Annotated in this window: 12 protein-coding genes; 9 read left to right on the top strand and 3 right to left on the bottom strand. The window is 66.7% G+C overall.

The window, feature by feature from the left end:
* Positions 1 to 83: 83 nt before the first annotated feature.
* The 8 genes from rfbA to QMA07_RS04260 all read left to right on the top strand — a co-directional run bounded on the left by rfbA (position 84) and on the right by QMA07_RS04260 (position 10,455).
* Entirely contained in the window at positions 84 to 953 is an 870-nt protein-coding gene (rfbA, locus tag QMA07_RS04295; RefSeq protein WP_290160221.1) for a glucose-1-phosphate thymidylyltransferase RfbA, read from the top strand.
* The gene (rfbB, locus tag QMA07_RS04290; RefSeq protein ID WP_290160220.1) at positions 953 to 1,951 is read left to right on the top strand and encodes a dTDP-glucose 4,6-dehydratase; all 999 of its coding nucleotides are present in this window, start codon (positions 953 to 955) and stop codon (positions 1,949 to 1,951) included. The genes rfbA and rfbB overlap by 1 nt, the downstream gene beginning before the upstream one ends.
* Before the next feature lie 4 nt (positions 1,952 to 1,955).
* Complete coding sequence (locus QMA07_RS04285) at positions 1,956 to 3,371, top strand: bifunctional dTDP-4-dehydrorhamnose 3,5-epimerase family protein/NAD(P)-dependent oxidoreductase (protein WP_290160219.1); 1,416 nt, start codon at positions 1,956 to 1,958, stop codon at positions 3,369 to 3,371.
* The gene (locus tag QMA07_RS04280) at positions 3,368 to 5,512 is read left to right on the top strand and encodes an acyltransferase family protein (protein WP_290160218.1); all 2,145 of its coding nucleotides are present in this window, start codon (positions 3,368 to 3,370) and stop codon (positions 5,510 to 5,512) included. Before QMA07_RS04285 ends, QMA07_RS04280 begins: the two co-directional genes overlap by 4 nt.
* Before the next feature lie 115 nt (positions 5,513 to 5,627).
* On the top strand, positions 5,628 to 7,658 hold the full coding sequence (locus QMA07_RS04275; protein WP_290160217.1) for an acyltransferase family protein: 2,031 nt from the start codon (positions 5,628 to 5,630) through the stop codon (positions 7,656 to 7,658).
* Between the two features lie 94 nt (positions 7,659 to 7,752).
* Positions 7,753 to 8,889: a UDP-galactopyranose mutase gene (gene glf / locus QMA07_RS04270; protein ID WP_290160216.1), complete on the top strand. Its 1,137-nt coding sequence runs from the start codon at positions 7,753 to 7,755 to the stop codon at positions 8,887 to 8,889.
* A 10-nt stretch (positions 8,890 to 8,899) separates the two neighbouring features.
* A complete protein-coding gene (locus QMA07_RS04265; RefSeq protein WP_290160215.1) occupies positions 8,900 to 9,721 on the top strand; it encodes an ABC transporter permease in 822 nt (273 codons plus the stop codon).
* The gene (locus QMA07_RS04260) at positions 9,718 to 10,455 is read left to right on the top strand and encodes an ABC transporter ATP-binding protein (protein ID WP_290160214.1); all 738 of its coding nucleotides are present in this window, start codon (positions 9,718 to 9,720) and stop codon (positions 10,453 to 10,455) included. Before QMA07_RS04265 ends, QMA07_RS04260 begins: the two co-directional genes overlap by 4 nt.
* 25 nt (positions 10,456 to 10,480) lie before the next feature.
* Here the strand turns inward: QMA07_RS04260 and QMA07_RS04255 are convergent, their stop codons facing one another.
* From QMA07_RS04255 to pseB, 3 genes are read right to left on the bottom strand one after another with little or no spacing between them, the layout of a single operon-like run.
* Complete coding sequence (locus QMA07_RS04255; protein ID WP_290160213.1) at positions 10,481 to 11,212, bottom strand: glycosyltransferase family protein; 732 nt, start codon at positions 11,210 to 11,212, stop codon at positions 10,481 to 10,483.
* Positions 11,209 to 12,333 carry a DegT/DnrJ/EryC1/StrS family aminotransferase gene (locus tag QMA07_RS04250; protein WP_290160212.1) on the bottom strand — a complete coding sequence of 375 codons (1,125 nt, stop codon included), beginning with the start codon at positions 12,331 to 12,333 and terminating at the stop codon, positions 11,209 to 11,211. The genes QMA07_RS04255 and QMA07_RS04250 overlap by 4 nt, the downstream gene beginning before the upstream one ends.
* Positions 12,334 to 12,335: 2 nt before the next feature.
* Positions 12,336 to 13,325 carry a UDP-N-acetylglucosamine 4,6-dehydratase (inverting) gene (gene pseB / locus QMA07_RS04245; RefSeq protein ID WP_290160211.1) on the bottom strand — a complete coding sequence of 330 codons (990 nt, stop codon included), beginning with the start codon at positions 13,323 to 13,325 and terminating at the stop codon, positions 12,336 to 12,338.
* Between the two features lie 106 nt (positions 13,326 to 13,431).
* Here pseB and QMA07_RS04240 point away from each other — a divergent pair, with 106 nt between their 5' ends.
* Positions 13,432 to 14,916 (top strand): bifunctional UDP-2,4-diacetamido-2,4,6-trideoxy-beta-L-altropyranose hydrolase/GNAT family N-acetyltransferase, encoded by a 1,485-nt coding sequence (locus QMA07_RS04240; protein ID WP_290160210.1) that lies wholly within the window; start codon positions 13,432 to 13,434, stop codon positions 14,914 to 14,916.

The raw sequence follows: 14,916 nt of genomic DNA, 5'->3' as shown, positions 1-14,916 counted from the left end.
CACAGATGATGCCAGTGTGAACGGTGTTACGCAAGTAAATCGTGTCTTTCTGAGTCCCAGCTGGGATGTGGCACGATATGGGGGTGAAAGGCATTATTCTCGCTGGCGGCTCAGGCACTCGACTGCACCCGATCACGATCGGCATCTCCAAGCAGTTGATACCCGTGTACGACAAGCCGATGGTCTACTACCCGCTGTCGACGCTGATGCTGGCGGGGATCCGGGACATCCTGATCATCACGACGCCGCACGACGCGGAGCAGTTCGAGCGGCTGCTCGGCGACGGTTCGCAGTTCGGGGTGAACCTCACGTTCGCACAGCAGCCGTCGCCGGACGGTCTCGCGCAGGCCTTCGTCATCGGCGCTGACTTCATCGGCGACGACAAGGTCGCTCTCGTGCTCGGCGACAATCTGCTCTACGGACCCGGCCTCGGCACGCAGCTCAAGCGCTACACGGACGTCGAGGGCGGCGCCGTGTTCGCCTACTGGGTGGCGGAGCCCGGTGCCTACGGCGTCGTCGAGTTCGATGCGGACGGTCGCGCCGTCTCGCTCGAGGAGAAGCCGGAGCACCCCAAGAGCAACTACGCCGTGCCCGGGCTCTATTTCTACGACAACGACGTGGTCGAGATCGCTCGCACACTCGAGCCGAGCGCTCGCGGCGAGTACGAGATCACCGACATCAACCGTGCCTATCTCGAGCGGGGCGGACTGCAGGTCGAAGTGCTTCCCCGGGGTACGGCATGGCTCGACACCGGGACGTTCGACCAGATGGCGGATGCCGGAGACTACGTGCGCACGATGGAGCGCCGCACAGGTCTGCGCATCGGCGTCCCTGAAGAGGTCGCCTGGCGTCAGGGCTTCCTCACCGACGATGACCTGCGCGAGCGGGCCACGAAGCTCGTGAAGTCGGGCTACGGCACATACCTGCTCGAGACCCTGGAAAGAGGTCGTTGATGTCGAACATCCTCGTCACCGGAGGGGCCGGCTTCATCGGCTCGAACTTCGTCCACTACGCCATCGAGCACACCGACCACACGGTGACGGTCCTCGATGCGCTGACTTACGCCGGCAACAGGGCCTCGCTCGCGGGGCTTCCCGAAGACCGGGTGCGGTTCGTGCACGGCGACATCACGGATGCCGAGCTCGTCGACGGGCTCACCGCCGAGGCGGACGCCGTGGTGCACTACGCGGCGGAGTCCCACAACGACAACTCACTGCACAGCCCCCGTCCCTTCCTGGACACCAACATCATCGGCACGTACACGCTGCTCGAAGCCGCGCGGAAGCACGAGACGCGATTCCACCACATCTCGACCGATGAGGTCTACGGCGACCTCGAGCTCGATGACCCCGAGCGGTTCACCGAGCAGACTCCGTACAACCCGTCGTCGCCGTACTCGTCGACCAAGGCCGGCAGCGATCTGCTCGTCCGCGCCTGGGTCCGCTCGTTCGGCGTTCAGGCGACGATCTCGAACTGCTCGAACAACTACGGGCCCTACCAGCATGTCGAGAAGTTCATCCCACGCCAGATCACCAATGTGATCCGCGGCATCCGTCCCAAGCTCTACGGGGCGGGTGAGAACGTCAGGGACTGGATCCATGCCAATGACCACTCGTCCGCCGTGCTCACCATCCTCGAGAAGGGCCGGATCGGCGAGACCTACCTGATCGGTGCTGACGGCGAACGCAACAACAAGGACGTCGTCGAGCTGATCCTCGAGGAGATGGGCCAGCCGCGAGACGCGTACGACCACGTCACGGACCGGGCCGGTCACGACCTGCGGTACGCGATCGACTCGACGAAGCTGCGCACGGAGCTGGGCTGGAAGCCGGAGTTCGCCGACTTCGAGTCCGGGCTGGCGGCGACCATCGCCTGGTACCGCGACAACGAGTCGTGGTGGGCGCCTGCGAAGGACCAGACCGAGGCCTTCTACGCATCGAAGGGACAGTGACCCGATGAGTGGGATCGACTTCGGCAAGTCCCTGGCTCGCACCGAGACGACGATTCCCGGACTGGAGATCTTCGATCTGCCGGTGCACGGCGATTCGCGCGGGTGGTTCAAGGAGAACTGGCAGCGCGAGAAGATGACCGCGCTCGGCCTGGCCGACTTCGGCCCCGTGCAGAACAACGTCTCCTTCAACGATGCCGTCGGGACGACTCGCGGGATCCACGCCGAGCCGTGGGACAAGTGGGTGTCGATCGCGACCGGTCGCATCTTCGGCGCGTGGGTGGACCTGCGCGAAGGCCCGACGTTCGGCGCGGTCTTCACGGCGGAGCTGGATCCTTCGAAGGCCATCTTCGTGCCTCGAGGTGTCGGCAACTCGTATCAGACGCTCGAGCCCGACACCGCCTACACGTACCTCGTGAACGACCACTGGTCGCCGGACGCGTCCTATTCGTTCCTGAACCTCGCCGACGAGACCGCGGCGATCGAGTGGCCCATCCCGCTTGCGGAGGCCGAGGTCTCTGCGAAGGACCTCGCGCACCCGCGCCTCTCTGATGTGGAGCCGGTCGCTCCTCGGAAGACTCTCGTGATCGGCTCGGGCGGACAGCTGGGAACCGCGCTGCGCGCCGAGTTCGACGGGATGCCGAGCATCGAGTGGACGACGCGCGCCGATTTCGACCTCGGGTCGACGACACTGGCCGATGCCCGCCGGTGGCGCGACTACGACACGATCATCAACGCAGCCGCGTACACGGCCGTCGATCGTGCGGAGACGCCCGATGGCAGGCGCGATGCGTGGGCGGTCAACGCCGCGGGACCTGCGGCGCTGGCTCGCATCGCCGCAGAGCACGGCATCACGCTCGTGCATGTGTCCAGCGATTACGTGTTCGACGGAGCGGCCGACGGCGCGTACACGGAGGACGACCGGGTGTGTCCTCTCGGCGTCTACGGCCAGTCCAAGGCCGCAGGCGATCTCGCCGTCTCGACGGCCCCGCGTCACTACATCGTCCGCACCTCCTGGGTGATCGGGAGCGGCAACAACTTCGTCAGCACCATGGCCTCGCTGGCCGCGAAGGGCGTGGACCCGAAGGTCGTCGACGACCAGCGCGGCCGACTCACGTTCGCGACCGAGATCGCTCGCCTCATCCGCACGCTCGTCGAGAAGCGTCCGCCGTTCGGGGTCTACAACCTGACCTCCGAGGGCGAGGTCGTCACCTGGGCCGACGTCGCTCGCCGGGTGTTCGAGCTCGTCGGCCATGATCCGGCACGGGTCACGGGTGTGTCGACGGCTCAGTACTTCGCCACGGCGACGTCGCCCGTCGCGCCGCGCCCGCTGAACAGCGTGCTCGACCTGACGCGAGTGCAGGGCATCGGCTTCACTCCTCGTTCGGGAGACGATCTGCTTCGGGAGTATCTCGCGCCGTGAGCGCGTTGTCGCGGACCGCGGATGCTCCGCTCGCCGCGCCGAAGGCGCGGGTCTTCCGCACCGACATTCAGGCACTTCGCGCCGTGGCCATCGGCTTGGTCGTGCTCAACCACCTCTGGCCTTCCCGCATGCCCGGCGGCTATGTCGGTGTCGATGTCTTCTTCGTGATCTCCGGTTTCCTCATCACGGGGCATCTCGTCGGCGAGATGACGCGGACCGGGGGAGTGCGACTCGGCGCCTTCTACGCTCGACGGATCCGACGCCTGCTTCCGGCGGCGCTGCTCGTCCTCGCGGTGTCGCTCGTGCTCCTCGTGCTGTTCCTTCCGTACCCTCGCTGGGAGCGGGGTGCGTGGGAGATCGCGGCGAGCGCGGGGTATGTCGAGAACTGGTTCCTCGCATCGATGTCGGTCAACTACTCGGCGCTCAACGATGCGGCGAGCGTCGTGCAGCACTACTGGTCGCTGTCGGTCGAGGAGCAGTTCTACATCGTCTGGCCGCTGCTGCTGTTGGCAGCGCTCGCCGTGTCGCGGTGGAACGCGGCCCCGGCCTCGAGACGAGGAACGAGGGCGAGGACCGCCAACGCCCTGATCGCGGTCGTGGCCGGGGTGGGACTGCTCTCCTTCGCCGCCAGCGTGGTCTACACGACCGTCGCACCACCCCAGGCGTATTTCGCGACATTCACGCGTGGGTGGGAGTTCGCCGTCGGCGGGGCGATCGCGATTTTCGGAAGCCGGATACCGCTCGGACGTGCGGCCGCTGAGATCGTCAGTCTGCTCGGGTTCGCCCTCATCGTCTTCGCCGCTCTCGTCTACGATCACACGACTGCGTTTCCCGGGTACACCGCGCTGGTGCCTGTGCTCGGCACGGCGGCGGTGATCCTCGCCGGAGGTGGGTTCGCATCTCTGTGGCATGCGAAGGTGACGGCCCTGCGTCCCGTGCAGTGGGTCGGCGGGATCTCGTACTCTCTGTATCTGTGGCATTGGCCGCTCATCGTCGTCGCGCCGTTCGTGATCGGGGGTGAGGCGACCACGCTCTCGAAGCTCGCGGTGCTGGCGACCGCACTCGTCCTGGCGGCGCTGACGAAGCGGTTCGTCGAGGACGCGGGCCAGACATGGGGATACTGGCGTGGTTCCTCCCGCCGGGCGTTCGGGCTCATGGTCACCGGGATGATCATCATCGCGGCTCTCGTGGCCGGCGTGCTCGCGTCGTACAACGGGCGGGTCGAGGGCGACCGCCCGCCCGACGATGTCATCGCATCGAACTGCGAAGGGCCGTCGGCGCTCGCACCGGGGGCCGAGTGCGCCGACCCGTTCGGGGCTGCGGACTATTCGGTGATGACGGAGAAGAACGAGTACTTCTACACCCCTGCGGAGTGCGGCGACTTCCTGCCGATCCTCACCTACGGAGATCTGAAGACCACACGCGAGTGCGACTTCTCGCGTGGCGTGCAGGATCCGACCCGGGTCTGGCTGGTCGGAGACTCGCACGCACAGCAGTGGCAGGGAGCCGTGTTCGACATCGCCGAGAAGAACGGCTGGATCGTCTACACGAGCTACTACGGGGGATGCCCGGTGGCCGACGTCGAGTTCACCGGATTCCGCAGCGAGTGGGGTGCCGCCGATGTCGAGAGGTGTCGCGAGTGGTCCCGCGATCTGGTCGAGACCATCATCGAAGACGACCCCGACCTCGTCATCACCGCGATGGCATCGCGGCTTCAGCTGGTGGATGACGGGAGCGACAGGCCGCAGATCGATCAGATGTCGCAAGGGCTGTCTGCGTACTGGGCGCGCTGGAACGACGCGGGCATCAAGGTGCTCGCGATCGCGGATCCGCCGTTCAACGGCGAGGTCAGAAGCCCTGACTGCGTTCTCCTCAACGCCGACGAGCCGCAGTCGTGCGCGCGACCACGCGCTGTGGCGCACCCCGCCGACCCGATCGTCGCCGCCGGTGCAGCAGCCGGATCGGCGTCGATCAGCGTGCTGGATCTGACGGATCGCTTCTGCGACGCGACCTCGTGCTATGCCGTGGTGGGCGGTATCCCCGTCTACTACGACGCGGATCACCTCAACCTCGAGTACGTCAGGCTGCTCGGACCCGAGGTCGACGCAGCGGCCGAGCGGTTGCTGACGGAGAGCGGATAGGCTGAAAGCGGCAGACGGTCGACCCGAGACGACTGCGGCGACACCACCGCCGATGCGCCCACTTTTCATGAACCCGACGCGACCGATACGGCTTCGGCCTCCCGAGGCTGACTCCGTGCGCACTGCGACGCACCGCGCGGACATCGACGGTCTCCGTGCGCTCGCGATCCTGCTCGTCGTGGCATACCACGTGTGGCTGGGCCGCGTCTCGGGCGGAGTCGACGTCTTCCTGATGGTGTCGGCGTTCTTCCTCACCGCGTCGTTCGTGCGGCGGGTCGAGACCCAGCATCCGCTCGCACTCGGATCGTTCTGGCTGCGCCGCTTCCGACGGCTGCTGCCCGCGGCCGCCGTGACGATCGTCGGTGTGCTCGGCGTCGCGCTCGCGGCGTATCCGCAGACCGAGTGGCCGCGCGTCTGGCGTGAAGCCTGGTCGAGCCTCTTCTACGTCGAGAACTGGGCGCTGGCACTGTCGGAGGTCGACTACTACGCGCGCGAGTCCGTCACGCCCAGTCCGTTCCAGCACTTCTGGTCGCTCTCGGTCCAAGGGCAGGTCTTCATCCTCTGGCCGCTGATCATCGCGGCGGTGTGGGTGGTGCTCCGCAGCCGACGGCGCATGATCGTCCCCGCCTTGGCGTTGGTGTTCGGCACCATCTTCCTCGCCTCACTCGGGTTCTCGGTCGTCGAGACGATGCGGGCCCAGTCGTTCGCCTATTTCGACACGCGGACGCGACTGTGGGAGTTCGCGGCGGGCTCACTCGTCGCGATCGCTCTTCCCTACGTCCGCGTCCGTCCGTCGATCGGGGCGATCCTCGGATGGATCGGCATCGTCGGCATCGTGATGTGCGGAATCGTGCTCGACGTGCAGGGCGGATTCCCCGGGTATCTCGCTCTGTGGCCGGTGATCTGCACGGCGCTCGTCATCGTCGCCGGGCGCGACCGCCCGCGAGGCGGCCCTGCGATGATCCTCGAGTCAGCGTCGTTGCGCTACGTCTCACGCGACGCGTATGCGCTCTATCTCGTGCACTGGCCCGTGCTCGTGACGTGGATGATGCTGAGCGGCCGTAGCGAGCCGGGATGGCTCGCCGGCGTCGGAATCGTCCTCGTGTCCTTCGTGCTCGCGAGACTCGTGTCGATGCTGGTCGAGAGGCCGGTTCGAGACTCCGCCGTCCTCGATCGGTCGCATCGGCTCGGTGCGCTGGTCCTCGCCGCGTCCGTCCTCGTCGTCGCCGCACCGCTCACCGTGTGGCAGCTCACGATCGAGCAGCGTGAGGCCGCCCTCGTGACCGACGACACCGGCGGATACCCGGGGGCTGCGCAGATCGATGCGCCGATCGACCTCTCTGCCCAAGATCTTCCGCTGATCCCGCTGGCGACGGCTCTCGATGAGGAGTGGGTGGATCTGAAGGGCAGCTGCGCGGGCGAGCTCGAGCCCCTGACGCCGGCGCTGCAGGGCAGCTGCGTTCAGAACGCCAACGCGGGGGCCTCGGATGCATGGCGGGTGCTCGTGATGGGGGACTCGCACGCACAGCAGCTCATGTCGCCGCTCACGGTCGTCGCCGACGAGCAGGGGTGGGGCATCGTCGCCCTGTTGAAGGGGGGATGCGCGATCGGCATCGGTGCACCGATCCGGTCCGATGCCGTATCTCAGTGCGAGGAGTGGCGCGCCGCTGCGATCGAGTACGCGACGAGGGTGCAGCCCGATGCCGTGTACCTCGTCGTGACTCGGGCTGATCCCGCGGCTCCCGAGGTGCTCGTGGAGGGAATCCGAGAGATCGCCGACGAGCTCACCGCGCACGGGATGCAGGTGATCGCCGTGCGCGACAATCCGCGCTTCGACTTCGACATGTACCAGTGCGCGCTGGAGGAGTCGGAGATCGCTCCCGGCGCTGATGCAGCATCGTGCGACGTTCCCGAGCCCGGGTTCGCCGTCGGGGAGGATCTCGACGATCTCGCGGTGGCCGAGGGGGTCACCGCTGTGGACTTCCGGCCCTGGCTCTGCCCCGAGGGCGTGTGTCGAGGATCCATCGGCAACATCGCCGTGTACATCGACGACAATCACATCTCCGACTCGTACGGGCGCACTCTCGCTCCGATGCTGCGGGAGATGCTCGAGGTCGGGGAGCCCCGCGGTGCCGAGTCGCGCTGACAGGTTGCGCCGAGTCCGCTGCCGGTAGAGTTGTCTGCTGTGTGCCGTGCGCGACGCCGTGCGGATGTGAGCCTTGTGGGCAGAAAGCAGCAACATGGATCTTCTTGTCGTCGGGTCGGGCTTCTTCGGCCTCACCATCGCAGAACGTGCCGCCAACGCCGGCCGCAAGGTCACGGTCATCGACCGTCGCCACCACATCGGCGGCAACGCCTACAGTGAGGCGGAGCCGGAGACGGGCATCGAGGTCCACCGCTACGGCGCCCACCTGTTCCACACGTCGAACGCCACGGTGTGGGAGTACGTCAACCGGTTCACGAGCTTCACGAACTACGTGCACCGGGTCTACACGACGCACAAGGGAACGGTCTTCCCGATGCCGGTCAACCTCGGCACCATCAACCAGTTCTTCCAGTCGGCCTACACGCCCGACCAGGCGCGTGCCCTCGTGCGCGAGCAGGCCGGGGAGTTCGACGTCAAGACGGCGGCCAACTTCGAGGAGAAGGGCATCGCCCTCGTCGGGCGTCCGCTGTTCGAGGCGTTCTTCCGGGACTACACCGCCAAGCAGTGGCAGACCGACCCGCAGAAGCTCTCCGGCGACATCATCAGCCGTCTCCCCGTGCGCTACACCTATGACAACCGCTACTTCAACGACACGTGGGAGGGGCTGCCGACGGACGGCTACACCGCGTGGATCGAGCGGATGGCGGATCACCCCAACATCGAGGTGAAGCTGAACGTCGACTACTTCGACGAGAATCAGCCGCTGAACAAGAAGGCGACGGTCGGACAGCTGCCCGTCGTCTACACGGGCCCGGTGGACCGCTACTTCGACTACACGGCCGGCGCCCTCAGCTGGCGCACGCTCGACTTCGAGCAGGAGGTGCTGAACATCGGCGACTTCCAGGGGACCAGTGTGATGAACTACCCCGACATGGACGTGCCCTACACGCGCATCCACGAGTTCAAGCACTTCCACCCGGAGCGCAAGGACGTCTACGAATCCGACAAGACCGTCATCATGCGCGAGTTCTCCCGTTTCGCGAACCGCGAGGACGAGCCGTACTACCCCGTGAACACGCCGACCGACCGTGACGGGCTGCTCGCGTACCGTGAGCTCGCGAAGGGCGAGAAGGACGTGCACTTCGGCGGACGCCTCGGCACGTATCAGTACCTCGACATGCACATGGCCATCGGCTCGGCACTGTCGCTGTGGAACAACTCGCTCTCGTAGACTCGGCACTGTGAGTCATACTGCTGCCGGGGCGCCCGGAACGCCCCGGCGCTATCTGCATTCCCTGTGGCTGCTGTCGGCCAGGGACCTCAAGGTGCGGTACTCGACGAGCCTGCTCGGCTACCTCTGGTCGGTGCTCGATCCGCTCGTGATGAGCGTGATCTACTGGTTCGTCTTCACACAGATCTTCAACCGCGATGTCGGTGAAGACCCGTACATCGTGTTCCTCATCAGCGCCCTGCTGCCCTGGGTATGGTTCAACACGTCGGTCACCGACTTCACTCGCGCGTTCAAGAAGGACGCGAGGCTGGTGCGATCGACCGCGATCCCTCGCTCGATCTGGGTGAACCGCATCGTGTTGAGCAAGGGCGTCGAGTTCCTCTTCTCTCTGCCGGTGCTCGCCGCGTTCGTGATCATCAACCTGCTGGTGGAGCAGGATCCGGCCCACACGGTCCAGGTCGGATGGGGAATCCTCTGGGTTCCGGTCGCGATCTTCCTGCAGACCGTCCTGCTCGTGGGCCTGGGGCTTCTGGTCGCCCCGCTCTGCGTCCTCTTCGTCGACCTGGAGCGCACGACCGCGCTGATTCTGCGCGCCATGTTCTATGCGACCCCGATCATCTACAACGTGACAGATCTTCCCGGAATCTTCCAGACCCTCGGTGCGTTCAACCCGCTGGCCGGGATCTTCATGCTCTATCGGATGCCGTTCTTCCCCGACCAGTGGAATCTCTTCACGCTGCTCGTCAGCGTGGGCATGACCCTCGTCATTCTGGCGCTCGGCGTATGGACCTTCCGGTCCCTCGAGCGCACCGTGCTGAAGGAGCTGGGATGACCGTCGCGATCGAGGCCAACGGGCTGGGCGTTCGGTTCCGCCGCAACCGCCGTGGGCGTCAGAACTTCAAAGACCTGTTCGCCCCTGCGGCGCGGCGGTCGCGCTCGGGTGAGTTCTGGGCGCTGCGTGACGTCTCGTTCACGGTGCAGCAGGGGGAGTCGATCGGCGTCGTCGGACGCAACGGCCAGGGCAAGTCCACGCTGCTCCGTCTCGTCGCGAACGTGCTGCTCCCCGACGAGGGGGCGGTGAAGGTGCACGGTGGAGTCGCCCCGCTGATCGAGATCACGGGCGGGTTCGTGGGAGATCTGACCGTGCGGGAGAACGTCGCCTTGATGGCGGGTCTGCACGGAATGCCGCGCGACGCGGTCGCGCTGCGCTACGACGACATGATCGCCTTCGCCGAGCTGGCGGGATTCGAGGACACTCCCTACAAGCACCTGTCCAACGGCATGAAGGTGCGCCTGGCGTTCTCGGTCGTGTCCCAGCTCGACGAGCCGATCCTGCTCGTCGACGAGGTTCTCGCCGTCGGAGACAAGGCGTTCAAAGACAAGTGCTACAAGCGCATCGACGAGCTCCTCGCCGAGGGACGCACGCTCTTCTTCGTCAGCCACAACGAGCGGGACCTCCGTCGCTTCTGCACCCGGGGTCTGTATCTCGACAAGGGCACGCTCGCCCTGGACGGGCCGATCACAGACGTCCTCGACCGGTACAACGCCGACTACAACCGCGGCTGACGCAGGCGGGCGGTCGCCCTCACGGTCATTCTCCGAGCTTCTTCTGCTCCACGTGCGCGTTGACTGCGGCGAGCTCGGGGTGTGCCTCCAGGACGGCCACGATCTCGGAGACGTCCAGCGATGCAGCGCCGTGCGCCTCGATGAGCGCCCGGATGACGGACAGGTCCTCCGGGGTGTCCAGGGTCACCCGGTAGCGCGAGGCGTCGATCTGCCGGGTGATCGAGTGGATGCTCGAACGCGGCGAACGTCCCGCGTAGAGGTAGGGGGTGACGTGTTCGCGCTCGGCCGGCTCGATGGCGTTCCTGTCGGCGTCGGCGAGGGCGGACGCAGAGAAGACCTCGAAGTCGAACCCGCGCGGGTAGGTACGCTCGAGGACGTTGGAGACGTGGGCGTGAGGATCATCGAGATCGACGAATCGGCGAACGCCTTCAGCGATGAGCGCGGGGTCTATCAGAGGGCAGTCCGAGGTCACTCTCACGACGACATCGAGCCCCGCGGACGTCGCCGCCCCGGCGAACCGACTCAGCACGTCGACCTCGCTGCCGCGGAAGACCTCGACCCCTCGCGCGTGCCCGAGCGCCGCGAGAGCGTCGTCAGCGGCGTTCGTCGTGGTGGCGAGGATCACCGGGAGATCGGCGGCGACGAGTCTGTCGATATGGTGATCGAGCATCGACCGGCCGCCGGCGGGAATCAGCACCTTGCCCGGGAGGCGGCTGCTGGTCATCCGCGCCTGGGTGATGATGCCGATGCGCGTCAACGGAGAGCCCTGACGAGCGACTCGACGACCTGGTCGACCTGATCGTCGGTGAGCTCCGGGTGGATGGGGAGCGAAAGCTCCTCGGCATAGAAGGCTTCAGCATTGGGGCACATTCCGCGGCGGTAGCCGGCATCCGCATAGACGGGATGCCAGTAGACGGGCATGTAGTTGACCTGCACCCCGATGCCGTCTGCACGCATCCGGTCGAAGACCTCTCGGCGGCGCTGGTCGAGGATGCGCACGGGATAGAGATGTCGGATCAGCTCGACATGGTCGCGCTGGATCGGCGTGCGCACCCCGTCGATGCTCGAGAGCGCCGCGTCGTAGCGACGAGTGATCTCGGCGCGTCGCCGCCGGAACGTGTCGAGCCGCGCCAGCTGAGAGAGGCCGAGCGCGCAGGCGATGTCGTCCAGGCGGTAGTTGAAGCCGAACTCGTGGACCTCCTGATGCCAGGCGCCCTCGGTCGTCATCGCGAATCGGTCGGGGTCGCGCACGAGCCCGATGAAGTGGAACTCGTGGGCGCGCTGTGCGATCAGCGGATCCTTGGCGACGAGGGCGCCGCCCTCGCCCGTCGTCAGATTCTTCGTGGGGAAGAACGAGAACGTGGTCAGGTCCGCCAGGTCGCCCACGGGTCGACCCTTGTATGTGCTGCCTATCGAATGTGCGGCGTCGTCGAGGACGAGCGCGTCGACCCGTGCGGCAGCGGCGGAGAGCCTGTCGTAGTCCGCAGGGTGGCCCGCGTAGTCGACGGCGGCGATCACCTTGGTCCGCTCGTCCACGAGCGCGTCGACCGCATCCGGGTCGATCAGCGCCGTGTCTTCTTCGACATCGGCGAAGACGATGTTCGCACCGAGGACCGATGCCATGGCCGTCGTGGCGATGAAGGTCATGGGCGTCGAGACGACGGTGTCGCCCCGGGTGACGCCTGCGGCACCGTACGCCATGTGGAGCGCTGCGGTTCCCGACGTCGCGGTGACTGCCCGGTGCCCGCCGGCGACCTCGCCGAGCCGCGCCTCGAAGGCGGCCACCGCTGGGCCCGTCGTGAGCCAGTCGCCGCGGAGCACCTCGACGACGGCCTGGATGTCGTCCTCCGAGATCGACTGACGCCCGTACGGCAGCATCGTCAGATCCCCGCCTCGATGATCTCCGCGATCTCCTGCTGCGAATACCATCGGTCGTTGCTGTCCGAACGATAGGCGAAGCCTTCGGGCACCGGCACTGCGCCTGCGGGCATCTGATAGCCCCACGAGGCGAGGTCCGGCTGGATGATGAAGTACTTGCCGTCGTTGACCGTCACCGCGCGGCGGCCCTCCTCCGGGCTGATCATCTCCTCATGGAGCTTCTCGCCGGGGCGCAGCCCCACGTCGACGAGCTCGGCTCCCGGCACGACGGCGTGCGCGAGGTCGGTGACCTTCATCGACGGGATGCGGGGGACGAGGAGCTCGCCTCCCTGCATGAGCTCGAACGTGTCGACCACCATCTCGACGGCCTGGGGGAGCGTGATGAAGAACCGGGTGCACCGCAGATCGGTGATCGGGAGCGGCTTGCCTTCGGCGCCCAGCCGGGAGAAGAACGGGATGACCGACCCTCGGGATCCCATGACGTTGCCGTAGCGCACGACGGCGAACCGCGTGTCGTACGCGGCGGCGTAGTGGTTGCCGGTGATGAAGAGCTTGTCGGCGGTGAGCTTGGTCGCACCGTAGAGGTTGATCGGGCTCGAGGCCTTGTCGGTCGAGAGCGCCACGACACGCTTGACGCCGGCATCGATCGACGCCTCGATCACGTTCTGGCTGCCCAGGATGTTCGTCTTGACGAACTCGAAAGGGTTGTACTCCGCGGTGTCCACCTGCTTCAGCGCAGCGGCATGCACCACGTAGTCGACGCCGTGCAGGGCGCGAGCGAGACGGCGCTCATCGCGGATGTCGCCGATGAACCATCGCAGCCGAGGGTCGTCGCCGAACTGCTGTCGCACCTCGTACTGCTTGAGCTCGTCCCGCGAGAAGATGACCAGCCGCCGGGGGTTGAGGTGGGTCAGGGCGTGGCGTATGAACGCCTTGCCGAATGACCCTGTGCCGCCAGTGATGAGGATGCTCGCGCCCTCGAGAACCGACACTCTGTCTCCTCAGCGTTGTCGTGATCGCATGGATGCTCGGGTTGTTCCATGCCCGGCCTATCCTATCGGGTGGGCGCAGGCGCGCCCCGGAGGAGAGGGACGTGCGATGAGCGGGCGACGTGTGCTCCTGCACTGCAACGCCGGAGTCGAGTCAGGCATGGGACACCTCATGCGCACTCTCACGGTCGCCCGCATCGCGCGCGACCGTGGGTGGTCGGCGTCGGTGTTCGGCGAGGTCGACGGGGCCGGTGCAGACGTCCTGCGCCGGATGGAACCGGAGCTGGAGCTGGTCACGACTCAGGGGGCCGCGGCGAGCCTCGGCGACTTCGCCGAACTGGCGCGTGGCGTCGACGTGATCCATCTGGACAGCTACCGAGAGATTCCCGATCTCTCGTCCGTCGGGCCTCTGATCAGCAACATGCAGGACGGTCCGTTCGGCGTGCGTGATGCCGATCTCGCGATCGATGCCAACCTGGCATCCGAGCGCACCTTCGCGAGTCCTCAGCGAAGCCTCAGCCATCTGGCGGGCATCGACGCCGCGGTCGTGCGTGCGCAGGTGCTCGCGCAGCGCGAAGCCCGGACGCCGCTCTCGGCCGTGCCCAGGGTGCTGATCGTGATGGGCGGCACGGATCCCCACGGTGTGACAGCTCGCGTGGTCGCCGCGTTCGATCGTCTGCCCGTCAGGTTGCAGATCACCGTGATCGACCCCCGTCGCAGCGACGACGTGCGCTCAGCGGCCAGGAGTTCGCGCCACTCCGTCGAGGTCCTGGGCTTCGTCGACGACCTCCCCGCGCTCGCCAGGAGCCACGATCTCGCGGTGACCGCGGCCGGCACGTCCGTCTGGGACTTCGCGTGCATGGGGCTTCCGATGGCACTCGTCTGCGTGGCGGACAATCAGCGGACCGGCTACCGTCAGGTCGTCGAGCGCGGGCTCGCCATCGGTCTGGGAGAGCCGCCCCATCAGAGCCTCGACGAGCGGATCGGCCTGCTCGCCGATCTGCTGCGATCGCCGGAATCGCTCGCCGAGACCGCTGCCGCTCTGAAACGGATCGTCGACGGGCTCGGAAGCTGGCGGATCGTCGCATCGTGGGAGCAGCTTCTGCGCACGCGGCCTCACATCGCAGCTGCGCCCGCGGTGATCGCTCGGCCTGCGACCCTCGACGACGGGCAGAAGCTCTTCGAGTGGCGCAACGATCCGACTGTCCGCGTCAACTCGCGCTCCCGCGGCGAGGTCGACTGGGGATCGCACCGCGACTGGCTCGCGAGGAGCCTGCAGGATCCCGACCGTCGACTCCTCATGATCGAATCAGACGGGATGCCGGTCGCCACCTGCCGGTGGGACAGGAGGTCGGCGGACGACTGGGAGATCTCGATCACCGTCGCTCCGGAGAGTCGTGGACGCGGTGTCGCCGCCTCAGCGGTTCGCGCGGCGGAGAGCACGCTCACGGCAGAGCCCCCGATTCGCATGGTCGCCGCGGTGCACCGCGACAACACCGCGTCTCGTCGGCTGTTCGAGCGTGCCGGCTATCTTCCGCATCTGCCCGCGGGTGAAGACGGCTTCCTCACCCTGGCGAGATGGCGACTGGTGTGA

It is taken from the genome of Microbacterium sp. APC 3901, assembly GCF_030407765.1.
In the GTDB taxonomy this organism is placed as follows: domain Bacteria; phylum Actinomycetota; class Actinomycetes; order Actinomycetales; family Microbacteriaceae; genus Microbacterium.
This window is presented reverse-complemented; position numbering and strand designations above follow the sequence as displayed.